21 protein-coding genes and 1 pseudogene are annotated in these 19,930 nt (G+C 60.8%); 8 read left to right on the top strand and 14 right to left on the bottom strand.

The window, feature by feature from the left end; all coding sequences use genetic code 11:
* Positions 1-3 precede the first annotated feature (3 nt).
* The 5 genes from DY201_RS25540 to DY201_RS25560 are packed head-to-tail and all read left to right on the top strand — an operon-like array spanning position 4 to position 5,157.
* On the top strand, positions 4-939 hold the full coding sequence (locus tag DY201_RS25540) for an ABC transporter permease (RefSeq protein WP_115734130.1): 936 nt from the start codon (positions 4-6) through the stop codon (positions 937-939).
* Between the two features lie 2 nt (positions 940-941).
* On the top strand, positions 942-1,826 hold the full coding sequence (locus DY201_RS25545; protein WP_115734131.1) for an ABC transporter permease: 885 nt from the start codon (positions 942-944) through the stop codon (positions 1,824-1,826).
* Positions 1,827-1,830: 4 nt separating this feature from the next.
* Positions 1,831-2,841: an ABC transporter ATP-binding protein gene (locus DY201_RS25550; protein ID WP_115734132.1), complete on the top strand. Its 1,011-nt coding sequence runs from the start codon at positions 1,831-1,833 to the stop codon at positions 2,839-2,841.
* Positions 2,828-3,859: an ABC transporter ATP-binding protein gene (locus tag DY201_RS25555; protein ID WP_115734315.1), complete on the top strand. Its 1,032-nt coding sequence runs from the start codon at positions 2,828-2,830 to the stop codon at positions 3,857-3,859. Before DY201_RS25550 ends, DY201_RS25555 begins: the two co-directional genes overlap by 14 nt.
* Positions 3,860-3,912: 53 nt before the next feature.
* A complete protein-coding gene (locus DY201_RS25560; RefSeq protein WP_165916134.1) occupies positions 3,913-5,157 on the top strand; it encodes an aminotransferase class V-fold PLP-dependent enzyme in 1,245 nt (414 codons plus the stop codon).
* Here the strand turns inward: DY201_RS25560 and DY201_RS25565 are convergent.
* From DY201_RS25565 to DY201_RS25600, 8 genes are all read right to left on the bottom strand, one after another.
* On the bottom strand, positions 5,144-6,331 hold the full coding sequence (locus DY201_RS25565) for a M24 family metallopeptidase (RefSeq protein ID WP_115734134.1): 1,188 nt from the start codon (positions 6,329-6,331) through the stop codon (positions 5,144-5,146). The genes DY201_RS25560 and DY201_RS25565 overlap by 14 nt on opposite strands.
* 14 nt (positions 6,332-6,345) lie before the next feature.
* Entirely contained in the window at positions 6,346-7,149 is an 804-nt protein-coding gene (locus tag DY201_RS25570) for a histidine utilization transcriptional repressor HutC (RefSeq protein WP_131922514.1), read from the bottom strand.
* Positions 7,150-7,269: 120 nt separating this feature from the next.
* Entirely contained in the window at positions 7,270-8,277 is a 1,008-nt protein-coding gene (locus tag DY201_RS25575) for a succinylglutamate desuccinylase/aspartoacylase family protein (RefSeq protein WP_115734136.1), read from the bottom strand.
* A 12-nt stretch (positions 8,278-8,289) separates the two neighbouring features.
* Positions 8,290-9,039: an amino acid ABC transporter ATP-binding protein gene (locus DY201_RS25580; protein WP_115734137.1), complete on the bottom strand. Its 750-nt coding sequence runs from the start codon at positions 9,037-9,039 to the stop codon at positions 8,290-8,292.
* A gap of 89 nt (positions 9,040-9,128) precedes the next feature.
* Complete coding sequence (locus DY201_RS25585) at positions 9,129-9,788, bottom strand: amino acid ABC transporter permease (RefSeq protein WP_115734138.1); 660 nt, start codon at positions 9,786-9,788, stop codon at positions 9,129-9,131.
* Positions 9,778-10,437: an amino acid ABC transporter permease gene (locus DY201_RS25590; protein ID WP_115734139.1), complete on the bottom strand. Its 660-nt coding sequence runs from the start codon at positions 10,435-10,437 to the stop codon at positions 9,778-9,780. The genes DY201_RS25585 and DY201_RS25590 overlap by 11 nt, the downstream gene beginning before the upstream one ends.
* On the bottom strand, positions 10,434-11,321 hold the full coding sequence (locus DY201_RS25595; protein ID WP_115734140.1) for a transporter substrate-binding domain-containing protein: 888 nt from the start codon (positions 11,319-11,321) through the stop codon (positions 10,434-10,436). Before DY201_RS25595 ends, DY201_RS25590 begins: the two co-directional genes overlap by 4 nt.
* Positions 11,322-11,432: 111 nt before the next feature.
* A complete protein-coding gene (locus DY201_RS25600; protein WP_147297343.1) occupies positions 11,433-12,140 on the bottom strand; it encodes a hypothetical protein in 708 nt (235 codons plus the stop codon).
* A gap of 139 nt (positions 12,141-12,279) precedes the next feature.
* Here DY201_RS25600 and DY201_RS25605 point away from each other — a divergent pair, with 139 nt between their 5' ends.
* Entirely contained in the window at positions 12,280-12,543 is a 264-nt protein-coding gene (locus DY201_RS25605) for a helix-turn-helix domain-containing protein (protein WP_115734142.1), read from the top strand.
* Between the two features lie 406 nt (positions 12,544-12,949).
* On the opposite strand, the gene DY201_RS25610 is transcribed toward DY201_RS25605, so the two are convergent.
* On the bottom strand, positions 12,950-13,399 hold the full coding sequence (locus tag DY201_RS25610; RefSeq protein WP_115734143.1) for a Ros/MucR family transcriptional regulator: 450 nt from the start codon (positions 13,397-13,399) through the stop codon (positions 12,950-12,952).
* Between the two features lie 406 nt (positions 13,400-13,805).
* Positions 13,806-13,967: a lysozyme family protein gene (locus tag DY201_RS29790; protein ID WP_342635227.1), complete on the bottom strand. Its 162-nt coding sequence runs from the start codon at positions 13,965-13,967 to the stop codon at positions 13,806-13,808.
* Between the two features lie 105 nt (positions 13,968-14,072).
* On the opposite strand from DY201_RS29790, the pseudogene DY201_RS25620 reads away from it, so the two are divergent.
* Positions 14,073-14,231, top strand: a pseudogene (locus tag DY201_RS25620) (IS6 family transposase); the annotation flags it as partial.
* Between the two features lie 57 nt (positions 14,232-14,288).
* Here DY201_RS25620 and DY201_RS25625 read toward each other — a convergent pair.
* Genes DY201_RS25625 through DY201_RS25640 form a run of 4 tightly spaced genes read right to left on the bottom strand, consistent with a single transcriptional unit; the run spans position 14,289 to position 18,611 of the window.
* A complete protein-coding gene (locus tag DY201_RS25625) occupies positions 14,289-14,936 on the bottom strand; it encodes a TetR/AcrR family transcriptional regulator (protein WP_115734144.1) in 648 nt (215 codons plus the stop codon).
* Positions 14,937-14,956: 20 nt separating this feature from the next.
* Entirely contained in the window at positions 14,957-16,606 is a 1,650-nt protein-coding gene (locus DY201_RS25630; protein WP_115734145.1) for an AMP-binding protein, read from the bottom strand.
* 24 nt (positions 16,607-16,630) lie between these two features.
* A complete protein-coding gene (locus tag DY201_RS25635; RefSeq protein WP_115734146.1) occupies positions 16,631-17,794 on the bottom strand; it encodes an acyl-CoA dehydrogenase family protein in 1,164 nt (387 codons plus the stop codon).
* A 22-nt stretch (positions 17,795-17,816) separates the two neighbouring features.
* Complete coding sequence (locus DY201_RS25640) at positions 17,817-18,611, bottom strand: enoyl-CoA hydratase/isomerase family protein (RefSeq protein ID WP_115734147.1); 795 nt, start codon at positions 18,609-18,611, stop codon at positions 17,817-17,819.
* Positions 18,612-18,809: 198 nt separating this feature from the next.
* On the opposite strand from DY201_RS25640, the gene DY201_RS25645 reads away from it, so the two are divergent.
* Positions 18,810-19,904 carry an ABC transporter ATP-binding protein gene (locus DY201_RS25645; RefSeq protein WP_115734148.1) on the top strand — a complete coding sequence of 365 codons (1,095 nt, stop codon included), beginning with the start codon at positions 18,810-18,812 and terminating at the stop codon, positions 19,902-19,904.
* Positions 19,905-19,930: the final 26 nt, after the last annotated feature.

The following is a 19,930-nucleotide window of genomic DNA, read 5'->3' on the forward strand; positions in this document are numbered from 1 at the left end:
CCGATGCTTACACTCGTCTCGCGCCGGTTACGCAACTCCCTTGTCCTGCTCGTGCTTGCGACGCTGCTCTGCTTCACCTTGGTGGTGTCTGCACCGGGCAACATCGCTGTTCTGATCGCGGAGCTGCGCACCCCCAAGGCCACTTTTGCCGACATCCACAAGATCGAGCTTGAACTGGGTCTGAACCAACCAATCGTAACCCGCTATTCGCATTGGCTCACCGGCGCTTTGCAGGGAAATCTCGGAATTTCCTACAAGACCGGTGAGGATATCGGGCCGGCCTTGTCCAGCCGCCTGCCAATCACCGCTACGCTCGTGGCCGGCGGTGCGACCTTTGCGATGCTGTTCAGCTTCGTGCTTGGCTTTGCCGGCGCGCTTTGGCCCGGTCGTTTCGCCGATGTTGCCACCCGCACCATCGCCTTGCTTGGCGCGTCGATGCCATCGTTCTTTGTCGGGGCATTGTTGATCTATGGGTTGGCAGTACAGCTTCGGCTACTGCCGACCTTTGGCTCGGACGGACTTTCGAGCTGGATCCTGCCTTGGATGACGATCGGACTGTTGCCGGCCGCAGTTCTTAGCCGTGTAGTGCGTGTCGGCTTGGAAGAGGCGATGTCGCGGCCCTTTGCACTGACCGCGGTTGCCAAGGGTCTGACGCGGCGGACGATCCTTGTCCGCCATGCCTTACCTAACATTGCACCGACCTACATCAACGCACTGGGGGCCCAGACGGGTGCGATGGTGGTTGGCGCCGTTGTCGTGGAGCCGCTGTTCGCGCTCAAGGGCGTTGCCGACCTGTTCCTGTCGGGCGTTCTGTTCCGCGACTTCATGGTCGTTCAGGCGTGCCTGCTGGTCTTCATATCGTTCTTCATTCTCCTCAATCTCCTCGTCGACATCGGGATGATGTTCACCGATCCCAAGCTTCGGCGTCAGGGAAGCTGACCATGAAATTTCTTCGCGAATTCCTGTCCTACACCTCGAGCCTGCCCCGACTGGCGATCTGGGCTGTCGGCACCTTTCTCTTCCTCGGCATCTTCGCGCCATGGCTGACACCGCATGATCCTAATGCGCAAGACCTGCTACAGGCGCATATGGGACCGTCCTTCGCCCACTGGTTAGGTACCGACCATGTCGGCCGCGATACACTGAGCCGGCTGATCCTGTCGGCGCGAACCTCGGTTGTCGGCATGACCCTTGTCCTGGTGCTGGCGCTTTCTGTTGGCGTCACCATCGGCACGGTTGCGGGCTATCGTCGTGGCTGGGTCGAAGAGGGCCTGATGCGGATCGTCGATGTCGGGCTGGCGATGCCCAGCCTTATCGTGGCGCTGGCCGTCATCGGTATCTTCGGGACCGGCTACTGGAACATGATCCTTGCGCTGGCACTCGCCTGGTGGCCGGGAAGCGCGCGCATCAGCCGGGCGGTTGCGGTCAACGTCATGAACAGGCCGCACATCGAGTCCCTTCGTGTGCTCGGGGCAAGTCCGGCCCGGATCTATTTCCATCACCTGCTGCCCGCAACGCTGGGTGCCGTTCTTGTCTACGCGACGGCAGATGCGGGAGCAGTGGCCTTGGCGATCGCAACGCTGAGTTTCCTTGGGCTGGGCATCCAGCCGCCAACGCCGGAATGGGGTCAGATGCTCGTCGATGCCTTGCCCTATCTCGAGTCTTCGCCGCGTCAGGTCATCCTCCCAGGACTGGCGCTCACTCTGGCCGTGATCGGCTTCAATCTGCTGGGCGAATCCATTGCGCTGAACCGGGTACCCACACCGCTTTCCCGCAAGACCCTTCGCCAGAGGCGGATCACGGCAGCTGCATGGAAGAAGGCATAACCGGATGGCTTCGAAGGAAATCCTGAGGGTTTCGGATCTCTGTGTGGATCTGTTCACCCAGCGGTCGGTCATCCGGCCGGTCGACGGGGTCAGCTACTCTGTCGCTGCTGGCGAAACGCTCGCCATCGTCGGCGAGAGTGGCAGCGGCAAGACGGTGTTGAACTTTGCCCCTCTCGGCCTGATGCCGACGGGCGTCAATGTCGACCTGAGCGGCTCGATCCTGTTCAACGACACCGAACTGGTCGGCATCGCCGAACCAGCATTGCGAAAGCTGCGCGGCGGATCGATAGGAACGATCTTCCAGGATCCAATGAGCGCGCTTAATCCTGCTCGCACCATCGGCAGACAGATTGCCGAGGTGGCCGAACTGCATATGGGCTTGAGCTCCAACCAGGCCGAAAGCAGGGCGCTTGACCTGCTCAAGCTGGTCAGGATGTCCGACCCCGATGCGCGGTTGAAACAATACCCGCACGAACTGTCAGGCGGGCTTCGCCAGCGCGTGATGATCGCCATTGCCGTTGCCGCCGAGCCGAAGCTGTTGATCGCCGACGAGCCGACCACCGCTCTCGACGTCACCGTGCAGGCGCAGATCATCGCCTTGCTGAAGGACCTGCAGAAGCGGCTGAACATGGCCATCGTGCTCATCACGCACGACATGGGCGTAGTGGCCGGCATCGCCTCGCGTGTTGCCGTCATGTATGCCGGCCGGGTTGCCGAATACGGGCCCGTCGGGGACGTTCTGGTCGAACCGCGCCATCCCTACACGATGGGTCTGATCGATGCCATTCCGCGTGCCGACGATGCGCCCGGCTCACTGTTTCGCGGGTTGCCGGGCGCACCCCCGATATTGGGCGCACCTATCCCGGGATGCGCCTTTGCGCCTCGCTGCCACGCGGCAATCGAAAGCTGCCACATCAATCGCCCAGCGCTGGTGTCGACAGTTCAGCCGCTGGTTTCAGCCGCGTGCCCGATCATCAACAAGCACAATCACGGGGGCGCGTATGTCCAGCACTAAGTCAGTCCTGCGCGTCGAAAACCTCGTCACGAGGTTCAAGAGCGTCAAACGCGGCAAATGGGTCAAGGCGGTCGATGGCGTGAGCATCGAACTCCGTCCCGGAGAAATCGTTGGCCTGGTCGGCGAATCCGGTTGCGGAAAGTCGACGCTGGGGCGCTCGATCGTCGGGCTGGAACGTCCGCAAAGCGGCCGTATCCTGCTCGATGATATCGATCTGAGCGGCCTTGGCGGGCGCAAGCTGCGCGAGACCCGACGAGCGATCCAGTATGTGTTCCAGGATCCTTATGCCTCGCTCAACGATCGGCAAACGATCGGCGAGGCGATAACCGAAGCGCTGGTGATCATCGGGATTCACGACAGGGCACGGCAGCGCCGGCGGGTTCACGAGTTGCTCGACCAGGTCGGGTTGCCCGACACGGTGGCGGAACGTTATCCCCGCGAACTGTCCGGCGGCCAGCGCCAGCGCGTGGCGATAGCCCGCTCCCTTGCGGTAGAGCCGCGCGTTCTGATCTGCGATGAGCCGGTCAGCGCACTCGACCTGTCGATCCGCTCCCAGGTCATGAACCTGTTCCTGACCCTGCAGAAGGATCTGGGCGTCGCCTGTCTTTTCATCGCCCATGACCTGGCGCTCGTGCGTCAGGCCGCATCGCGGGTCTATGTGATGTACCTCGGAAAGATCGTCGAGCAGGGGACCTCGCTCGATGTCTACGAAAGGCCGACCCATCCCTATACGCGCGCCCTGCTTGCCTCGATTCCGAGTGCCGATCCGCGCATCGAGGCCAACCGCGAGGTTCCGGCATTGCTGGGGGACATTCCGAGCCCGACCAATCCGCCATCCGGCTGCCGGTTTCGAACGCGGTGCCCGAGCGCGATGGAGGCATGCGCTGCAGCCGAGCCGCCGACGGTCTGGGTTGGTCCCGGCCACGGCGCGGCATGCATAATTGCCTCCCAGATCAGGGCAACCGAGGTCGTGCCGCGGCCCGAGCCGCAACGCCTGCCACAGCAATTGTCGGCCTAGGCGCCGGCAACAACACCGACACTGATTCAGTCCGAACGACGGAGGCATCCAGGATGTTTTTGAACCGTGACACAGCTCATGCGAGCTCGCTGAAGAATGCGCCCGACAACGAAGAATTCTGGGGCGAGGTGCGCAAGACCATGGAGCCGATGTACACCCACACCCAGCTGGTCAACACCCGGCGCGGGTCGTCGCCGCTCGAAGTGCGCGACCGGGTCAGGTCGCTCGTCGACCTGTCGCTTTCCTATGAGCTCGATGAATACGAGCCGTTTCGGGACCTCAAGGAAAGTGGCTCCTCGCTTATGATCAGGCAGATGCTGGCCGACTATTTCGGCGGCGGTGCCGACGAGATCGCGCTGACGCGCAATGCCATGGAAGGCATCGCCACCGTCCTGAATGGCGTGACGCTGAAGCCAGGCGACGAAGTCATTGCGACGAAATACTGCTACGATTCAAACCTTGCGATCTTGCGGCAGCGCGTCGAACGCGACGGCATCGTGCTCAAGCTCGTCGATCTTCCCTTCGGTCGCGGCAGCGACGCCGAGTTCGTCAAAGCCTTTTCGGACGCCATTACCGAGCGCACGCGGCTGATCACATTTCCCCATGTCGTCGTCCGTACCGGCCAGGTCCTGCCTGTGAAGGCTTTGGCCGAACTGGCGCGCGCCAAGGGTATTTTCAGCTTCGTCGATGGCGCCCATTCGGCTGGGCATATCTGCTTTCGTCTCGACGAGCTCGGCTGCGATGCTTTCGCGACCTGTCTTCACAAATGGATGTACGGGCCGCGCGGTACGGGTTTTCTCTATGTCAGGCGCGACAAGATCGCCGACGTCTGGCCGATGTGGGCAAGCTGGTCGAACAAACCGGCGGACTCGATCGAGAAGTTCGAGGAGGTCGGGTCGGTGTTCAAGGCGCTGCCGGCGTCAATTCCCGATGCATTGGCGTTCAACCTTCAGATCGGTCAGGAAGAGAAGGCCGCGCGGCTGCGCTATATGCGCAACCGCTGGATGATCCCGCTGAGCAGGCATGAGAAGGTCACGATGCTGACCGACATCGACGCCGAGCCGGGCACCGGCTTTGGCGCATTCGTGCTCGACGGCATTGATCATGGACAGTTTGCCAAGGCGCTGCTCGATGAATTCAAGATCAACGTCTTGTCGTTTGCAATGGATGAAGACCCCTCGTTGAAGGGCATCCATGTGTCGCCGGGCCTGTCGAACAGTCTCGAAGAGATCGATCGTTTCGTCGAAGCGGCGCACATCGTTCTTGGCCGGGGCGGGCAGAAAGTTACGCAGGTATGACAAACAACCCGCGGTCGAGTCTGGTCAGCGCTTCCGCGCCCGTTGCGGTCACCAGGAAGGTGTCCTCGCTCATCATGCCGCCCCAGCCGGGGCGGTAGTAAGGCGCCTCGATATTGACCACCATGCCTTCCAGCAGCGTGACGGGGTTCGAGGCCGCGATTGTCGGGTATTCATGGCTCTCGATGCCGAGGCCATGCCCGACATGGTGACGCTTGTATTGTGGCAGCCCGCCCTGGCGGACGGCTGCCACGGCCTCATGAAAGAGCGCATCTGTGGTCATCCCCGGAGCGACCATGTCAGAGGCTTTACGGTGGCCCATCGACGTCGCCGCAAAGGCTGAGAGCACATCCTTGCCCGGCTCTCCGACGAAGGCGGTTCGCGCCGTGTCTGACCAATAGCCGCCGAAGGTGGCGCCGACATCGATGCGCACGATGTCGTTGGCACCGATCCGCCGCCGGGTCGGATAGGCATCGGCAAGGGCGCTGCGCTCTCCTGAGGTGACGACCACGAAGCCGGGCAAGCCGCCTTGCGAGATCATTTCGGCGGATATTCTGGCGGCAAGCTCGTATTCCGTCATGCCTGCCTTGGCATCGCGCAGGGCGTTGCCCAGAGCGACTTCAGTCAAGTCGGATGCACTGCGCAGAAGGCTTATCTCGAGCGGGTTCTTGACCGAGCGGGCATCGCGGAAAAATGCCGCGGTCGCGCGCGCGTCGATCAGTTGCAGCCCTTGTGCCGAAACGAGTGTGTGGGAGGCTCCATCCACGCTGTCGATGCCGAGCTTATGCCTGCCGCCGGCCAATTGCGCGACGGCAGCGGAAACAGCCTCATCGAACGTTGCGAACTCAACGACATTAGTGCCTTTGCGTTCGCGCAGTTCCTGGTCGTCGAAGAAGAAGTTGCCATAGCAAAAGTACCGCAAATCCTTGCCGACGGTCTCGGCGGCGGACCAGAGGTCGGCTTTTGGTCCGACGAGGATCCAGTCATCTGCAACGAAGACCACCGCCATCTTGAGCAGCCAGCTGGTGTCAAAACCCATGCTTTTATAGCCGCTGCAGTAAAAAACATGGTGCGGCTGGGCGGCGACCAACACGACGCTGCTGTCGCCGATCTGATTGAAGATGGCTTGCCGGTTTCTGCGGGCCAGCTCTTTGACGTCCACCGACGCGCCGTCCATCTGATCTGTTGTGCTCACGGTTGAAGCGGGTTGAATTCGCCCACAAACTCGTTGCGGTCGGCAGGGTAGATCAATTTTACCCAGGTGACCGGCATGGCGTCAGCCCATGTCTGGCGAAGCGACACCAGCAGCGGTGCGTTGGCCGCGACGCCGAGTTGCGCAGCTTGTGCTGCGGTTGCGATCTCGGCGCGGATGGTGTGTCGAAGCCGCGTGCATGGAAGCCTTGCAAGCAACCAGATGTTCGGCGTTTCGGCCTCAAAATCCGCATCCACCGCATCCGGGGCAGCCTGCAAACTGATGAGCCGTTCCTCCAGCACTTCGGGCTTGCCGAAACCGCTATGCACCGCATGAAGGCGCAGCAAGGGCGTGCCCGCTTCCACCTCCGGCCAGACAGATGTGTCAGCGCCGGCTGTGATGATGGACGAGCCTACCACCCGGTAAGCATAGGTCCTGCCCTTGGCTTCGATGTCTTGCCTGATATCGAGATAGCCGATCACCGCATGCGATTCAGTGGTTTGCGCAACGCGTGTTCCCTGCTTGCGCCGTCGTTCCAGAAGTCCTGCTTCGGTAAGCTTGGACAGCGCCTTGCTGACGGTTGCCCGGGTTGTCGAGAATTTTTCCAGCAGCGTATGCTCGGAAGGGATGCGGTGACCGGCGGGCCACCGCCCGCTCATGATCTCGGCACGGACCGCGCGTTCGATCTGCCTGTAGATCGGACCATTGCCGTCCAGCTCGATCGTGTCGGCCAGTTCAGTGTTGGTTTCTTGGTCCATCAACGTCCCGGCAACCCCATTGTAAATGCTCTTCAAACCACGCAAGCGTATTGTCTACACATAAGATAACATGCCGATTTCTGCAATAACTCCCAGACGCTTCGGAAGCGCGGCCGTATCCTCTTCAGAGAGCCCCGGCATGAGACTGAATTTGATCCAGCGGGCTTAGGCTACGTCCACTACAAGCTTGAACAGGCAATCTCCTGGCTCGGTTAGTGCGGGAGCCCGTTGGCAGGCAACGAGACCGGACTGCGCGAACTGCACCGACCTGGCAGGCTCCGACGGCCCAGCGATCGGATGGATTGTGCCGGCAAGATCTCCAGCTAGAACCTCGTCTCCCACGGTCACGGCAGGCTCGAAGATTCCCCTGACCGGCGCATAGGTGAAGGCCTGCCTGCCATCGACCCGCATGGATCGTGTTGGCCCAGCCGGCTCGACGACGGCGTCGGGAAGGATGCCCAGATGTTTCAGCACCCGCAGCATCCCGTTTCGGGCGAGCATTTCGCCCGGCCGAGACAGAGACGCCCCGCCACCGAGTTCGGTCGTCAGGGCAGGAATGCCGAGCGCCTGCGCTGTCGCCGACAGGGTTGTGGCGCCACCGCCGCCCGAACCGTCGCTGATCGAGCCGATGGGAGCGCCGAAGACATGCATGAGCTCGATGAGTTTTGCCGTCTCGGCTCCGGTCTTGCCGAGGCGGATCAGGCAGCAGGGGAGATAGAGCAACGAGGTGCCACCGGAATGCAGGTCGATGACGATATCGGCGAGCGGCAGCAGCACCTCTGAGACATAATGGGCGATCATGTCAGTCGGTGAGCCATTGGCGTCGCCGGGAAACATCCGGTTGAGATTGCCCTGATCGAGCGGCGAAACGCGCCTGCCTGCGTCGACCGCGGGATAGTTCAATGCCGGCAGGATGATGATGCGGCCGCGGAGCTCGTTTGCATCGAACTGCCGGGCGAGCTTGCTGAGCGCCACCTGGCCCTCATACTCATCGCCATGATTGCCGGCGACCAGCAGTGCGGTTGGCCCGGCACCATTCCTGATGCAGACGATCGGGATGGGGATAGTGCCATAGGCCGAACGATCGCTTGAGAACGGCAAACGCAGGCAGGAGATTTGCTTGCCGTCCTTGTCAAAATCGATGTCCGTCCAGATGCGTGTGTCGTTCGCCACCGATCCGTCCTCTCAATGCAGCAGCGTGTTGAGGAAGGACTGGGCGCGGGGATGACTGGGCGTCGAAAAGAACGTCATCGGCGAGGCCTGTTCGACAATGCTGCCCTGATCCATGAATACGACCTGGTCGGCAACCTCGCGGGCAAAGCCCATCTCATGGGTGACGCAGATCATCGTCATGCCTTCCTGGGCCAGCCCGGTCATGACATCGAGCACCTCCTTGACCATTTCGGGATCGAGCGCGGACGTTGGCTCGTCGAACAGCATCAGGCGCGGGTTCATGCACAGCGCGCGCGCAATCGCCACCCGCTGCTGCTGTCCACCTGACAATTGTGCGGGGTATTTGTCGGCCTGTTCGGGAATGCGGACCTTTTCCAGAAAATGCCGTGCCAGGCTCTCAGCCTCCTTGCGCGGCATGGAAAGAACTCGGCGCAGCGCAAGCGTGCAGTTCGACAACACAGTCAGATGCGGAAACAGGTTGAAGCTCTGGAACACCATGCCGGTCTGGCGACGGGCGAGGGCCGTCTCCCTGGCATTGTCGCCCAGCCGGACCGTGCCCAGTGTCACGGTTCCCTGCTGGTAGGCTTCAAGCCCGTTGAGGCAGCGGATCAAGGTCGACTTGCCCGAACCGGAGGGTCCGCAGATCACGACGCGGGAACCGCTTGGGATGGTGAGGTTGACCTCCTTCAACACATGGAAGGCGCCATACCACTTGTTGAGCGAGGTGATCTGGACGGCTGGTTTGTCGTCTGTGAGGGTCATGAAGCATCTCTATAACAGCTCGAAGATAGCGAGCTAAGTGTCTGGATTTGTGAGGGTGGGATCAGCCGTTGAGGTAAGCGGCCGGCCGCCTACCTCGCTGTCGGCCGAAGCAGCCTGTGTTCCAGCCGTTTGATGGCTTGCGAGATGACGAGCGCGAGACCGAGGAAGATGAGGCCGGCGACCGTCAGCGGCTCGGCATAGCGGTAGGTCTCGGAAGCAACGTCGAAGGCACGGCCGAGCATCTCCGGCACCGCAAGCACGGCCAGATAGGGCGTCGCCTTGAGGATGGAGACGAAGTAATTGCCCATGGGTGCTGCAATGTTGCGCAGCATCTGCGGCGCGATGACAAAGATGGTCATATCCATCCTGCCGATCCCAAGCGCCCTTGCGGCTTCCGCCTGGCCGTTGGGGATGGCATCGATGCCGGCCTTGAACACCTCGGCGAGATAACCGCTGTAATAGAGGCTGAGCCCGATCATGCCTGTGGCAAGCGCACCAAGGCGAATGCCGTAAAAGGGCAGAATGAAATACAGGCAGTAGAGCCAGACCAGCACTGGTGTCGCCCTGATGAAGTCGATCAGGAAGCGGACGAACAGCCCTCCCAGCCCGCCCGAGCGGCGGATGAGTTCAAGGCCAAAGCCGATTGCCGAGGCGCCAACGCAGCTGACTGCTGCCACCAGCAGCGTCATGCCGATGGCGCCAAGGATGGTCGGCACAGTCGACAGCGCAAAGGCCACATCAAACGCCACAACGCGCCTCCCTTGCCGGGTTGATGCGTCGTTCCACCCAGCGGCCGAACAGTGCGACCGGATAGCAGACGATGAAATAGGCGAGCAGCAGCGAGCTGTAGATCGGCACCGGGTCATACTCGATCTGCGAGATCTCCTTGGCGCGGAAGGTCATGTCGGTCAGCGTCACCAGCGAGACAAGCGATGTCGCCTTCACCAGCTGGATGAGCTGGTTGATGAAGGTCGGGCTCATCGCCACCAGCGCCTGCGGCAGTTCGATGCGCAACAGGATGGTGGACCGCGATAGCCCCAGTGCCTGGCCAGCTTCTTTCTGGCCACGGTCCAATGCCTGCAGGCCGGCTCTCACCGCCTGGCTGGCATAACCGCCAATGTTGAGCCCCAGCACCATGGCACTGACCGTCATTGCCGACAGCGCCAGTCCGGCCAGGGGCAAGGCGTAATAGAACACGAAGAGCAGGATGATGACGGCGGAGCTGCGCCAGAACTCGATGACCGACGTCACCACGAACCGTGCCGGGCCCGTGGTCATGTATTGGGCAACTCCAAAGATGAGGCCGAAGGGGATGGCAAAGACCAGGCCATAGAGCGTCACCAAAGCGGTGACGCGAAAGCCCTGCAGGATGCCGAGCCAGATCTCGAGCATGGTCATTTGCCGGCACCAGCCGTGCCGCAGAGCTTCTCGACGGTGACGGTATCAGGCACGACCTCGGTCTCGCCAAAGCCATATCTGGCCATGACCTTGCCAACCGTGCCGTCCTTTGTCAGTGCCAGAAGCCTTTCATCCCACAGTGCCCGCAAATCCCCGTCTTCGCTGCGGAAGGCGACAGCGGCATAGGTGGCCTGCTCGTCTGTCGTGACGAAGGGGCTGGCACTCTCCAGGCCCTTCAGCTTGCCGCTGGCCAGCAGCCCGATCACGGTTGGCGATGACAGCACCGTCACATCGATGCGGCCGGCGCGCAGGGCCGAGATGTTGGCCTCGATGTCGGGGAACAGCAGCATGTTGCTTTCCGGCACGCCGGCTACGGTCGCATTCCTGACCGACACGCTGCCGCGGCCGGCACCCATGATGATCTTCTGGCTGACGATATCGTCAAAGCCATGGATCTGTTTTGGATTACCAGTGAGCACGATGGCTGCGTCGTGGACCTTGAGATCGGGTGCGCCGAAGGCAACCTGCCGGCAGCGCTCCGGCGTGATGGACAGACCCGACGCCACCGCATCGAAGCGGCCCGCCAGCAGCCCCGGGATCAGGGCGCCGAACTCGGTGACCCTGATGTCGAGCTCCTTGACGCCAAGTTCAGAGAAGGCTGCCCGCAACAGGTCCGGGTGCCATCCCTTGGCCTCGCCGGTGGCTTCATCGCGAAAGCCCCATGGTGTCCGGTTGTGAATGCCGATGACGATCTTGCCCTCGCGCAGCACACGCTCCTTAGTCGTCTCGGCTAAGGCCGGACCACCCGGCAAGGCAACGATCAGCGCAAGCAAACCGCCCCACATGAATGCAAGCCGCAGGCTCACAGAACTTCTGAAGGTCATTCTCTCTCTCCCATTGTTGTAAAAGGTGCCTGCCCAGCCGCGGCTCCAGGGCACGCCTGATGCGTGGCCGCGCGTGGCATCGCAATCCCGCCTCCCGCAACCCTGCAGTGTTCAGCTTCGCCGTGGCTGGCTTTCGCGGGCTATGGTGCCGTCCGGCATGGATGCGCGAAGGCGGTTAGTCTCGCCGTCCCGGCCGCGATCCCCGGCGGGCTGGCGCCGGCTATCCGCCGGCAGCGCGTCTGCGCCGCTTTCGCCCAATGCCTGGAGATCCGCCAGGACCGACTGAATTTGCGGCCAGGGAAATGCCGATGTGTCGCCCATGTTCTCGCCACCGCCGACGATGATCTTCAGTTTGGCGATCACCCCGGCCAGTGATTGGGCGGCAGTGGCGGCAACAGCGTCGAGGATCTCTTCTTCAGCCTCAACGGCCTGTGCCTCGGCAGCACGGGCTCGTGAGTATCCGACCTCGTGGTCGAGCTCGTTCCAACGTGTCTGGTTATCCGCTGGCTGCGGTGCGTTCTGCTGGTCGTTCTCAGCTCCACCGCTTGGTTCAGAAGCCCTCAGGGCGTTCCTGATCCTTATCTCCAGACGCTGCTGCAGCCGGCACAAAACCACGGCCATGTGATGTGCCTGTTCCCATTCTTGGAGAAGGACCACGCATGGGTCGATGGGCACAAGCAAACGCGCGGCGAAGCGCTCAATGGGCGTAGCGCCAGTCATCGTGGCGCCACCTCTCGTATCGTCATCCACAGCACAGCTCTTCCTTCGTCCCCCTTGGGTGACGAAAGGCAAAGCTGTGGTATTGTCGGAATCAGCCATGATCCGAGCTCCAACCAGCTTGGGTTTGGTCAGGCTGGCCAAGATGTTCGCGCATCACGGTCAGCCGCTCTGAGTAGCCGGCTCTGCATCGAGTCGGCCTCAGAGAATTAATAGAAAAAATATCAACAAGCCCATTTGAATGTCAATAGAAAATCTATCAATCACTACTCGACAGGTGAAGGCGGCGAGGGCGCTCCTCGGCTGGTCTCAGACAGATCTTGCCAATCATTCTGCGGTTTCCGAGCCGACTATTGCTCGTTTGGAAGCTGAGGATGGCATTTTTGGTGGTCGCCCTGACACCATTGCAAAGATAATCAATGCGCTGGTGAACGCCGGTATCACATTCATCCCCGAAAACGGCGGTGGAGCAGGTGTGCGCCTTGTCCGGCGTGCGAAAATTTGACGGACACTAAGCAGCGTCCCACTGGCCAAGCGACAGCAAGCCGCGAGTATCGTTGGTTAGACTCGGATGGGACTTACCAAGCGGCTCACCTCGTCCGGAGGGCGCGCCAACTGCAGCTGGGCGGGTGGGGGTGAGCCGCAGCTGGCGCTAAGCTCATGTATTGCCTTGGGGAGGCGGCAGGAGCCTGAGCGCAAATTAGACACAGCTAACGCAACGTCAACCAACGCTAGCGTGTCTGGCGCAGAGCTGCCGCAACTAGCAAATGTCTGGGCATTCAGCGCTGATAATCTTAATCGGGCGCCTGCGCCGGCCGCTTCTCGTAGACCTGTACTCGAACCAAAAATCTCGAACGGAAATTTCCTGCTGGTACCGCCGCTGGAACCAGAGTGGTATCTTGGCGGTCTGACTACGCCTTGCTCTTCCTTCCAGCTTTTTTCACAGGCTTCTTATCGGCGGGCTTTCGACCGAGGCCAAGCTGCTTCGCCAGCTCCGAGCGCCTTGCCGAATATCCGGGAGCCACCATGGGGTAGTCGGAGGGCAGGGACCACTTGGAACGGTATTGTTCAGGGGTGAGCCCCAAATTACCAAGATGCCGCTTCAGGGTTTGATACTTTTTGCCGTCTTCCAGGCTGATGAGGTAACCGTCCGTGACAGTCTTCTTGATAGGCATCCGGGGTGTTAGCCGCTCTTCCACCGTCGTCGCCGGAGTGCCGAGCGTACTGATGCTGGAATGGATCTGCGCAATCAAGCCAGGCAGTTCTCCGGCCGGGACGGGATTGTTCGAAACATAGGCGGCCACAATATCGGCAGTGAGCTCAATCAGCTGACTATTGGGCTTTAGCAATACTTCAGTCATCACAATACCTCTGGAGAGTACCCGGCTACCGCGCTCCGGTAGCGGACTTTTGCCCCCAACGAAACCCGGGGGTTCCAAAAAGGTACGAGCTCTGCCGCCGTTGGACGACCGCTTCGCGCCTAATATCGGTCATTCGTCGGGCTTATGCCAATTCCTGAAAGCGGATGCCATTGCGAGGCTCCCGTGGCAGTACGCGCGGTGAAGAGGCCATTCGAGCGCGGCGCAATGGCAAAGGCATCGGGCACAACGGAGCGCTCCGCAGCTGCACTATTCTCGCGCTCGGGCTGCGTCGGCTCAGTGCGAGCGGGGGCCTGGACGAAATGCGGCGAGCAGCGCCACGGCAACGTTTCCGCGATAACAGGAGTCACAGGCGTAGACGCCCGCTTGGTGAGTAAACCGCCGTCGATCAGAGGGGAAAGTGTTGCGACAAAATAAGGGTTTCGGCCGGCAGGGGGTGGCCTGCGAGATAGGCTTCGTAGCGCGCCGGGGCCGCATTATGTGCGGCGAGGAAACCCGGCGACCCAATGCGATCGTGCAGCTCGCGCAGATAGGCGGTGCCCGCCAGGATGTTGTCGCGCGGATCGAACGGTTCCTGTCCGAGCGGCCATCGAGCGCGCGTTCATCCCAGGTGTTGGGCCTGATTTGCATCAGGCCACGCGCCCCGCCGTAGATCGGTAGCAAATCCTCCAACACAGCGCGGCGAACGGTCGCCGGTTCCGAAGCCATGCTCTGGTTGAAGATGGGCTTTGGCTTTTCCCTCGAGTGGACCATCAACGATCAGAACGATCTGTTCGCGCGCCTCCTCGGACTTCAGAAGGTTAACAAAGCGTGAAATGCGCCCCGTTCAGGAAGATGCGCGGCTCAAACCTACCTTTGCGACAAGCCCGGTTCACGACTTCGGCTCGCCGGCCAGGCCGTAGCGAATGAACCGCAGATATGTCGATACCACCCAATCCGGGAGCGGCTGAGGGGCGGTCGCGCCGCGCATGAATTTGAGGTAGATGTAGTCGCGCGCGGCGAACAGCATATAGACCACCACCTCCAGCTCCGGCAGGGTGTAGTCCTTGATTTGGCCCCGTTCCAGGGCGCGCTTCATAGCGGAGAGATATCGGCGTGCCAACAGATCGAAGTGAATCTCGAAGGCTTTCGGCGCCGCGACGTCCGCCTCATGCAGGATTCTGAAGAATTCCGGGTTCTCGACCAGATAGGAAAAAAAGGCCCTGAACCCCCTCTCTTCCACCTCGAATATGTCCTTCGAGCCCCGGACCGCTTTGGTGACATAGTCTAGCATCCCTGCGCCAACAGTCGGAAGCAGCTGATCGAAAAGGTCCTGACGATCCTCGAAATAGAGATAGAAGGTTCCCTGAGCGAAACCGGCACGTTCAGCGATGCGCGAGATACTCGTGCCCGCGTAACCGAATTCTCCCACCAGCTGCGCTGCCGCGCGCAGCAGGCCGCGGCGCTTCTCGTCGGCCTTCTCGGCAAGGGTCTTGCGCTCCTTGCGTCGGCTGGGGGTCACTGTGCTGGCCTTGGACATCACTTATTCCGTTTCTGTCTTTATGTGGTTCCAATTGCCCCAGTCGCCAGACGCTCGCGTTGGATGGCGTCGGCAATCTGACTTCTCAGGACGAACTTCTGAACCTTCCCTGACGCCGTTCGCGGCAATGCGGCAACGATCTCCAATCTCTCGGGGAACTTCTGCCGCGCAAAACCTCTACGATCAAGATAGGCCACCATGTCAGCCAGAGATATTGAATGGCCGCTTGCAAGGACGGCGAAGCAACAGACACCTTCGCCCAATCGGTCATGGGGCATCGACACGATTGCAACTTCCGCAATCGCCCCGTGCTCATAGAGAGCATCCTCCAATTCTTTGGCGCTGATGTTCTCGCCGCCTCGGATGATGAGATCCTTGCGCCGGCCCGTGATGACCAGCGCGCCATCCGCCCTTAGGATGCCGAGATCCCCCGTCCGAAAATATCCCTCGGCGTCGAACGCGTCGGCATCGTCTTCGGTACGGCGATAGCCGATCATTAATTCTGGGCCCCGCGTGAGAATTTCGCCTTCGATCTCCGGTCCCTGCGGCTGGCCGGCCTCGTCCACGACCTTCACATCATGACCGACGACATAGCCGTCGGTTTCCGCGGCAACGTCGGATCCGCGGACAGCTGCCCCGAGCGTGATCGTCGGGGCCTCCGTGCTACCATAGACCCTGAACACATTGCAGTTTTCCAAAGCAGCCGTCGCCCGGCGCACCAACTCAGGCGGGACGGGCGCTCCACCGCAGGCGAAGATGCGCAGCGACGGAAGGCGACGGCGCGCGACCTGGGCCTCGTCAGTCAGTTCTTTCAGGAATGGGGTCGCCGCCACCATGGCGTTCACACTATGGCGCTCGATCAGGTCCGCTGCCCTGGTGGCATCCCATGTCTCCATGAGAATCGTCGTCATGCCGACGATCGTGGGGAAGCCCATTCCATAGAGGTAGCCTGTGATGTGGGCTAGCGGCGACGGCATCAGCATGATGGAGCCACGGCCCAATCCCCAGATCCTAGCGGCCGTGTTGATTTCGGAGTCCAGCGTGTTGTGGCTGTGAATCACGCCTTTCGCCCGGCCCGTCGTGCCCGACGTGTACATCAGCAGCCGGGGCGCGTCAGCCGACAGGGAGACGGCATGGAAAGGGCCAGTCTGCGAGGCCACGATGGCAGAATATTCAAGTTCGCCTGCGCCGCGCACCAAAACGACGTCCAAGAGGCCTGGAACTCGTGGCCTAAGGCGCATCATCATTTCGAGATTGCGCGCACTGCGGAATGATTCCGCTATGAAGATGAGCTTGGAACACGCGTCACGCAGAATGAACTCGACTTCGGCATCCCGGTAGATCATAAGGATCGGGTTAGCCACGGCGCCAATCATGGCGATGGCCGTGTCGATTACGAGAACTTCCCACCAGTTCGGCAACTGATAGCTGACGACATCGCCGACCCCTACGCCGCGGCCAGCCATCCATTTCGCAAGCCGCTCGCTTTGCGAATGAAGCTCACCCACCGTTAGTTCGAAATCCGCGTCGATCAGCAATGCGCGGTCCCGGTCGGCCAGCAGTTCGCCTTTCAGAATATCGACGACGGTTTGGTCGCGCCATTCGGCATAGCGGCTGGTCCTTGGCGGCGCCTTCAGTGGCCCTCCGTCGAGAATCTGAGGACTGGGCATCTGCTCTCCTCCCAATTGCTTTGCTCAGGCCTTGGCCAAACCTGACCAATTGACGATGTTGTTGCGCTGAATTGCCGACGATCCTCCGATGATTGGCATCAGCAGGGCATCGCGGACATAGCGCTCCATGTCAAATTCCTTGACATAGCCGTATGCTCCCAGAATCGTCTGGCATTCCAATGCGACGGACTTGGCGGTCTCGGTAACGAATAGCTTTGTCATCGACGTTTCCACCCCGCATCTCTCGCCTTTGTCGGCCAGCCAAGCCGCATGGTACAGCATCAGCCGAGCGCCATGCAGCTGAGTCTGCATGTCCGCGAGCTTGTGCCGGATGGACTGATACGTGGCGATGCTTTTCCCGAACTGCTGACGCTCGCTGCTGTAGTTCCAAGCATCCTCGAATGCAGCCGTCGCTATCCCCAGACTCATCGCCGCCACTTCAAGCTTCTCGACATCGAGGCCGGATCCGGTGATCATCGACCATCCCCTGTTCCACCCGGCCTCCTCGCCGACGACGTTCTTCACCGGCACCCTGACATTCAGGAGACCGACATCGGTGGTTGCTGCCCCCTTCATCCCGAGAGCATCGATCGAGCGGATACTCACACCTGGTGCTGCGGAAGGAATCAGAACCAGGGACAGATTGTCGTATCGGTTTTCGGGCGCGCCGGTTCGAACCAGCGCATAGATGAAATCACAGAATGCGGCGCCGGAGCAGAAACGCTTCTCGCCATTGATCACCAGCTCATCGCCATCCCTGACGGCTGTCGACTTGACGCTCGCCAAGTCCGCGCCGATGTCCGGTTCGGTCCAGCCGTAGGCGAACAGAAGCTTGCCCGCAGCGACCTTGGGCAGCAGCGTCTGCTTCTGCGTATCCGACCCGCATTCGACTATATTCATTCCAGCATAGCAGGCCGCCATGATATAGGGCACCGCGACCGCGAGGCTTCGCTTTGAGAGTTCCTCAATGACGACCATGGTGGAGAGAATGTCACGGCCGATTCCGCCGTGTTCCTCGGGGACGGTCAGCCCTATGACGCCGAGTTCGGCGAGGCTTTCGAAAGCGTCTACCGGGAAGAAGTTTTCCTTGTCCCATCTGGCCGCCTCGGCCCGCGGCATTTTCTGCGCCACGAATTTTCGTAGCGAATCGCGCAGCATTCTCAGGTGTTCGGGTTCGCTAAAGTCCATATTGCTTCCTCGTGTGCTGCGCTCAGTGCCCGACAAAGTGAGGTTCGCGGCCTTGCCGGAACGCGTTGACGGCCTCCTGGTGATCGACGGTTCGATTGGACAGGGCTTCGTAGGAAAGACACGCGTCCATCATTGAATGGGCGAGCTGTTTCAAGCCGATGTTCGCGCAAACCTTGGTCCAGCGGATGGCCTTCGTCGCGCCCGAGCATAGCCGGCGGGCAAACCGGGCGACATGCTCTTCGAGTTCGTCATCGGCCACGGCGTGATTGATGAGGCCGATGCGCGCGGCCTCCGGCGCCTTCAACGGATCGCCGGTCATCAGATATTCCTTGGCGCGCGCATATCCGATGAGCTGCGGCCAGATCACGGCGCCGCCGTCGCCCGCCACGAAACCGACGCTGACATGCGGGTCGCCGATCTTGGCCGTATTCGCCGCGAAAATGACGTCGCAAAATAGCGCGAGCGTGGCGCCCAGGCCCATCGCATGGCCGTTGATCTTGGCAATGACCGGCTTCTCGCAGTCCAGAAGAGAAAAGATGATCTGCTTGCCCTCCTTGGCGGTTCTGTCAAACTCGTCAGGGTCGTCGATCATCTCCTGAAACCATGCGACATCGCCGCCCGCCGAGAATGCCCGTCCGGCGCCGGTAAGGATGATCACATCCACGGCGGCGTCTGAATTCAGATCCTGGAAGATGGTCGCGAGTTCGCCGTGCATGGCCTTGCTCACGGCGTTGAGCTTCTCGGGCCTGTTCATGGTGACCGTGGCGATGCGATCATCCACATCCACGATCAATTCCCTGTAATTGCTGTAAGGCATGATCCCTCCCCAAGTCCCTTCTGCTGGTCTGCTGGGGCAAGGACTAAGATTTGAAGCAATCGCTGTCAACATAAAATGACGAATGAGTCAGTCGTCATTTTGCGTTGACGACAACTACCGCTTCTGCCAGATTGCAGTCGTCGGAGGCTCGGATGTGGGCGTTCGTCTAGGGGAACTATCAAAAATAAAGGCCGCCAAATGGCATCGTTAGCGGAAGAGATCATCCAGTTTCACGGGGTCGAGAAGACCTATGACGGACACACGAAGGTCGTGGACAGCCTCGATCTCTGCATCGAGCGCGGCAGCTTTCTCTCCCTCCTGGGGCCGTCGGGATCCGGCAAGACCACCACCTTGATGATGCTGGCGGGATTTGAGGGGCCGACGTCCGGTGACATTCGCATGCATGGTCGCTCGCTGCTGGATGTTCCGCCGTACAGGCGAGGCATGGGCGTCGTGTTTCAGAACTACGCGCTCTTCCCGCATCTGTCGGTCGCGCAGAACATTGCCTTTCCCTTGCAGCAGAGGAGGGTCGGCAAGTCGGATGTCGCCATCCAGGTCAGGCGGGCGCTGGAAATGGTCAATCTGCCGAATATCGGGGCTCGCTATCCCCGACAGTTGTCCGGTGGCCAGCAGCAGCGCGTTGCGCTCGCCAGGGCGCTCGTGTTCGAGCCCGAAGTCGTCCTCATGGACGAGCCGCTCGGCGCCCTCGACAAGCAACTGCGCGAACACATGCAGATCGAGATAAAGCGGCTGCATCAGAGGCTCGGCATCACGATTGTCTATGTCACCCATGACCAGGGCGAAGCCTTGACCATGTCTAGCCGCGTCGCGGTTTTCCACGAAGGAAAGATACAGCAGATCGCGGTTCCGGAAGACATCTACGAGCGGCCCGGAACATCGTTCGTCGCAAACTTCATCGGCGAGAACAACCGGCTGGACGGCGTGGTAGATCATGGTGTCGACGGCGACTTCGTCGTTCTTCTCGGCAACGGAACCCGCCTCACAGCGTCGGCCGACACCCCGCTTGCGGCCGGAAGCAAGACCACCCTGTCGATACGACCCGAACGCATATCGATCAATCCCGGCTCATCGGTGAGAAATGTTGTTCCGGCCACGGTTCGAGAGCTGATCTATCTCGGCGATCACGTCCGGGTTCGGATGAGCGTGTGCGGAAACCACGACTTCTTCGCTAAGCTGCCGATCGGCAATGTCGATTCGTCGCTTCGACCGGAGCTTGAGATTTTGGTGGGCTGGAAAGCCGAGCACTGCCGGGCATTGGATCCAATGCACTGAGTGTGACGCCAAACCAAATACAAACA

It is taken from the genome of Aminobacter aminovorans (genome assembly GCF_900445235.1).
In the GTDB taxonomy this organism is placed as follows: Bacteria; Pseudomonadota; Alphaproteobacteria; order Rhizobiales; family Rhizobiaceae; genus Aminobacter; species Aminobacter aminovorans.

Excerpts from the sequence above, each read along its gene's own strand:
- DY201_RS25540 (WP_115734130.1), top strand. The coding sequence starts at position 4 with ATGCTTACACTCGTCTCGCGCCGGTTACGCAACTCCCTTGTCCTGCTC.
- DY201_RS25545 (WP_115734131.1), top strand. The coding sequence starts at position 942 with ATGAAATTTCTTCGCGAATTCCTGTCCTACACCTCGAGCCTGCCCCGA.
- DY201_RS25550 (WP_115734132.1), top strand. The coding sequence starts at position 1,831 with ATGGCTTCGAAGGAAATCCTGAGGGTTTCGGATCTCTGTGTGGATCTG.
- DY201_RS25555 (WP_115734315.1), top strand. The coding sequence starts at position 2,828 with ATGTCCAGCACTAAGTCAGTCCTGCGCGTCGAAAACCTCGTCACGAGG.
- DY201_RS25560 (WP_165916134.1), top strand. The coding sequence starts at position 3,913 with ATGTTTTTGAACCGTGACACAGCTCATGCGAGCTCGCTGAAGAATGCG.
- DY201_RS25565 (WP_115734134.1), bottom strand. The coding sequence starts at position 6,331 with ATGGACGGCGCGTCGGTGGACGTCAAAGAGCTGGCCCGCAGAAACCGG.
- DY201_RS25580 (WP_115734137.1), bottom strand. The coding sequence starts at position 9,039 with ATGACCCTCACAGACGACAAACCAGCCGTCCAGATCACCTCGCTCAAC.
- DY201_RS25590 (WP_115734139.1), bottom strand. The coding sequence starts at position 10,437 with ATGACCATGCTCGAGATCTGGCTCGGCATCCTGCAGGGCTTTCGCGTC.
- DY201_RS25595 (WP_115734140.1), bottom strand. The coding sequence starts at position 11,321 with ATGACCTTCAGAAGTTCTGTGAGCCTGCGGCTTGCATTCATGTGGGGC.
- DY201_RS25600 (WP_147297343.1), bottom strand. The coding sequence starts at position 12,140 with ATGGCTGATTCCGACAATACCACAGCTTTGCCTTTCGTCACCCAAGGG.
- DY201_RS25605 (WP_115734142.1), top strand. The coding sequence starts at position 12,280 with ATGTCAATAGAAAATCTATCAATCACTACTCGACAGGTGAAGGCGGCG.
- DY201_RS25610 (WP_115734143.1), bottom strand. The coding sequence starts at position 13,399 with ATGACTGAAGTATTGCTAAAGCCCAATAGTCAGCTGATTGAGCTCACT.
- DY201_RS25625 (WP_115734144.1), bottom strand. The coding sequence starts at position 14,936 with ATGTCCAAGGCCAGCACAGTGACCCCCAGCCGACGCAAGGAGCGCAAG.
- DY201_RS25630 (WP_115734145.1), bottom strand. The coding sequence starts at position 16,606 with ATGCCCAGTCCTCAGATTCTCGACGGAGGGCCACTGAAGGCGCCGCCA.
- DY201_RS25635 (WP_115734146.1), bottom strand. The coding sequence starts at position 17,794 with ATGGACTTTAGCGAACCCGAACACCTGAGAATGCTGCGCGATTCGCTA.
- DY201_RS25640 (WP_115734147.1), bottom strand. The coding sequence starts at position 18,611 with ATGCCTTACAGCAATTACAGGGAATTGATCGTGGATGTGGATGATCGC.
- DY201_RS25645 (WP_115734148.1), top strand. The coding sequence starts at position 18,810 with ATGGCATCGTTAGCGGAAGAGATCATCCAGTTTCACGGGGTCGAGAAG.